This window comes from Synechococcales cyanobacterium T60_A2020_003, from assembly GCA_015272205.1.
In the GTDB taxonomy this organism is placed as follows: domain Bacteria; phylum Cyanobacteriota; class Cyanobacteriia; order RECH01; family RECH01; genus JACYMB01.
The window spans coordinates 1-3520 of record JACYMB010000372.1; the positions used below are offsets into that span (position 1 = coordinate 1).

Genomic DNA, 3520 nt, shown 5'->3' on the forward strand with positions numbered 1-3520 from the left:
ATCGGAGGGAAATTTGGAGAACGAACGCCACTGGTTGCATCCCATTTCAAACAGATGGACAGGAGGCTGATCGAGCAATCCGGAATCTATGTCTTTGAGGATGTGATCAAACCAGCGGATTTGCACCTGATCTATGGGGCTATTGGCATTTGCACCAAAGTCTATGGCTCCCACCTTTCGTCCCCAAGGGATATGCGCCCATGGCCCTACCCAAAGATGCTGCGGATGGGAACTGCGATCACTCAACGCCTGATAGAGCTTGATCGTGCCGCGAAGATGGGTATCAAACCAGCCACCAATATGGAGCATCGGCAGATCTATTTGACCAATATAGGTTTTGGGCGATCGCGCTATCCAGTAGGGATCAGTAGGGTTGGAACGGTTTAACCAGTCGTGGTAGAAAGAGTCTGGGGCGTATTGGTTGAGCAGTTCACAGGTGGCGTTGATTGGATCGGCGATCGCCAGTCGATGGGCTTCGGCATAGAGAGACTGATAGGCATCTTCATTGCCTTGGCGTCGTGCTGTTTCTGCCGCGAGTTGCAGCGCCCAGGCTTGATTGCCAAAGAGACAAAAGGCATCGCCTTCATAGGCCCAATCCGCATAGAGATCGTAGGCTACCATTGCAGGACAGATCGTTTTAAGCGCGGGCGGTTGTCCGGCAGCGGCAAAGAGTTGGGTCATGCCCTGGTAGGAAAAGCCATACATACCTACATCTCCCGTACTGCCCGGAAGCTGCGCTGCCCAATTCACCGTATCTACGCCATCGTTGATTTCATGGGCAAAGAGATCAAATTCTCCCTCAGACGTACCCCGTCCCCGCACATCCTGAATCACAACGATGTATCCCTGAGCCGCATACCACTGGGGATGAGCATAGGTAACCGTAGACGCGATCGCCCGTCCGTAGGGTTGCCGCATCAAGAGAACAGGAAACGTCCCCTCCGCATCGGGATAATAGACATCCGCATCCAACCGGATCCCATCACGAGTCATCAATGATTCCGTCTGCTTCAACCGAACAGGCAACACCGCTTCACCTCCCTTTACCATCACCCCATCACTCTATTACTCCTCCACCTCTTCACCTCTTCACCTCTTCACCCCAATCCCCCAACCCGATCCAACGACCAAAACCGGAACACCGCATGGCCGATAATGTTCTGCGTCGGCAAAAATCCCCAGACATGGGAGTCGTTGCTGTTGTTGCGATTGTCGCCCAGGACAAAGATGAACCCTTCAGGCACTTGCACCCTGGGGATGATGTACTGCGGTGGCTCGGCCGTGTAGGGTTCTTGCAAGGGTTGCCCGTTTACGAATACCGTACCGTCGTGCACTTCCACCTGTTGCCCTTCGGTGGCAATTATCCGTTTAATAAAGACCTGATCGGGTCGATATCCTTGTACTTGGAGCTGCTGGGGCGGTTCAAATACGACAATATCGCCAGGATGAGGCGGATGAAATCGATAGGACACTTTCTCGATCACGAGGCGATCGCCAATGTGCAAGGTCGGGAACATCGAATCCGAGGGAATATAGCGCGGCTCGGCAATAAAGATTCGCAACACGATCGCCAGGACAACGGCGATCGCCAACGAAATCAGGTTTGAACGGTAACCTGAGCGAGATGCCTCTGAATCGGACGATAGCTGATTAGCTTGAGACTGTGGCTCATTGGAGCTAGAGGTTGGAGAATCGGTAGGGGATGAATCTGAAGACGGACGGGACATAGGCAAACATGGCAGCAGATCGCTGTCCTAGAATTAAAACAACGAACGGGCAAAACAACGAACGGGAGACGAAGAAATGACTCTAGATGCATGGTACATCGTTAAGCAACCGGACGGCCATTGCGAAATTATGGCCGTGGCGGCGGATGCGGATGCCCCGACTGCACCAGAAACCTGGGGGCCGTTTAATTCTCAAGGAGAGGCGATCGCCCGTCGCGTCGGCTTGATCAGAGCAGGAAAATGCCAACCCCAGTAATTGAAGTTCATCCAAAAACAAGTCGCTGCGCAGTCTCCCTACGCAACGACCTGTTCACAGCCAAATTGGAGTATTGCGTTGGTTAACGCTGGGCAATACTGGGATTCGCCAATACCTCTAATGCTTTCTCAAACTGAGGATCGGCTTCAGTTCCAATCAGGGTGCGATCGAGGGATAGCTCCTCACGCTGGGCTTCGGTTAGCTCTAGAACAACGTCCGGGGCAATGCCTTCATGGTTAATATCCCGACCGCTGGGGGTTAAATATTTCGCTACGGTAATCGCGACCCCTGAACCGTCACCCAGGCCACGAACGGACTGCACCAAGCCCTTACCAAAGGTTTGAGTGCCAATCAGAACGGCTCGACCATTATCTTGCAGCGCACCCGACAGGATTTCACTCGCGCTAGCCGATCCGCCATCAACTAACACCACCAATGGCTTATCGGTCAGGGCTGTACCATTGGCCGACTCCCGATCTGAGATGCCTTGGCGATCGACGGTGGAGACAATCGTACCGTCTTCAATCCACATCCGGGCGATTTCAATACTGGCGTGAAGCAAACCACCGGGATTAGAGCGCAAATCTAATACGTAGCCCGTCACATTGTCTGCTTCTAGGTCTTCAATCGCTTCTTGCATTTCCTGGGAGGCGTTGGCGCTGAATTGGGTCAGACGAATGTACCCCACTGGGCCGTTGGGCGACTCTTGAACACTGTACCGTACCGGATGAATTTCGATGCGATCGCGCTGGAGTAGAAAATCGAGTTCCTTATCGCTGCGGCGCACTGTTAGGGTGACTTCAGACCCCACAGGCCCCCGAATCAGGTTGACGGCTTCGTTGACATCCATACCTTCGGTGGTCTGACCATCGATTTTGACGATCACATCCTGCGCCAAAATTCCGGCCTCAAACGCGGGCGTATCTTCGATGGGCGATACGACGATCAGTTCGTTGGTTTCTTCGTCCTGGCTGAGCTGAATACCGACCCCGGTTAGTTCTCCAGAGGTGTCAATTTGCATATCCTGGAATTCGCTAGGATCCATGAACCGCGTATAGGGGTCGTCTAGCTGCTCTAGCATTTCGCGGATGGCGACGTAGGCATCTTCGCGGCTTTGGTAGGAGCGTCCCAAGTACTCTTGGCGTACAGCTTGCCAATCGACCTGGTTAAATGTGGCGTCAACGTAGGTGCGATCGATCAGTTGCCAAACTTCGTCAATCAGCTCCTTCGGGCTTTCCTGGAAGAAGGCTTGTCCCCGTGACAGGTGCAATCCTGCACCCGTCAGCGTGACTGCCGTGACCGCAACTGCCGTCGTACCAAGAACAAGCCCACGTTTTGTTATGACCATGCTGCAAACCCAACTGGAAAAAAAATCAACAGGGTACGCCCAATTTAGCACAGGCAATCGGAAACGAGTATGGAAGCCCAGGCTTCAAATAGGGCAAACGCATAAAAATAGGGCATAGGCTGAAGGCAGTAAACCAGTTGCTGAGGAAACTACGATGAGCCAGCCCAACGATGGGAGCATTCTGACTCA

The 3520-nt window shown here is 53.2% G+C and carries 4 protein-coding genes; 1 reads left to right on the top strand and 3 read right to left on the bottom strand.

The window, feature by feature from the left end; all coding sequences use genetic code 11:
- Both IGR76_17970 and lepB read right to left on the bottom strand, forming a co-directional pair.
- Positions 1 to 1050, bottom strand: a 1050-nt coding sequence (locus tag IGR76_17970) for a CocE/NonD family hydrolase (protein MBF2080344.1), incomplete at its 3' end; no start/stop codon positions are given.
- Positions 1051 to 1097: 47 nt separating this feature from the next.
- Positions 1098 to 1727, bottom strand: coding sequence for a signal peptidase I (gene lepB, locus IGR76_17975; GenBank protein MBF2080345.1), 630 nt, complete (start codon positions 1725 to 1727; stop codon positions 1098 to 1100).
- 76 nt (positions 1728 to 1803) lie between these two features.
- Between lepB and IGR76_17980 the strand changes: the two genes are divergently transcribed.
- Positions 1804 to 1983, top strand: a complete 180-nt coding sequence (locus IGR76_17980) for a DDE transposase family protein (protein ID MBF2080346.1) — start codon at positions 1804 to 1806, stop codon at positions 1981 to 1983.
- Between the two features lie 82 nt (positions 1984 to 2065).
- On the opposite strand, the gene IGR76_17985 is transcribed toward IGR76_17980, so the two are convergent.
- A complete protein-coding gene (locus IGR76_17985; GenBank protein ID MBF2080347.1) occupies positions 2066 to 3331 on the bottom strand; it encodes a S41 family peptidase in 1266 nt (421 codons plus the stop codon).
- Positions 3332 to 3520: the final 189 nt, after the last annotated feature.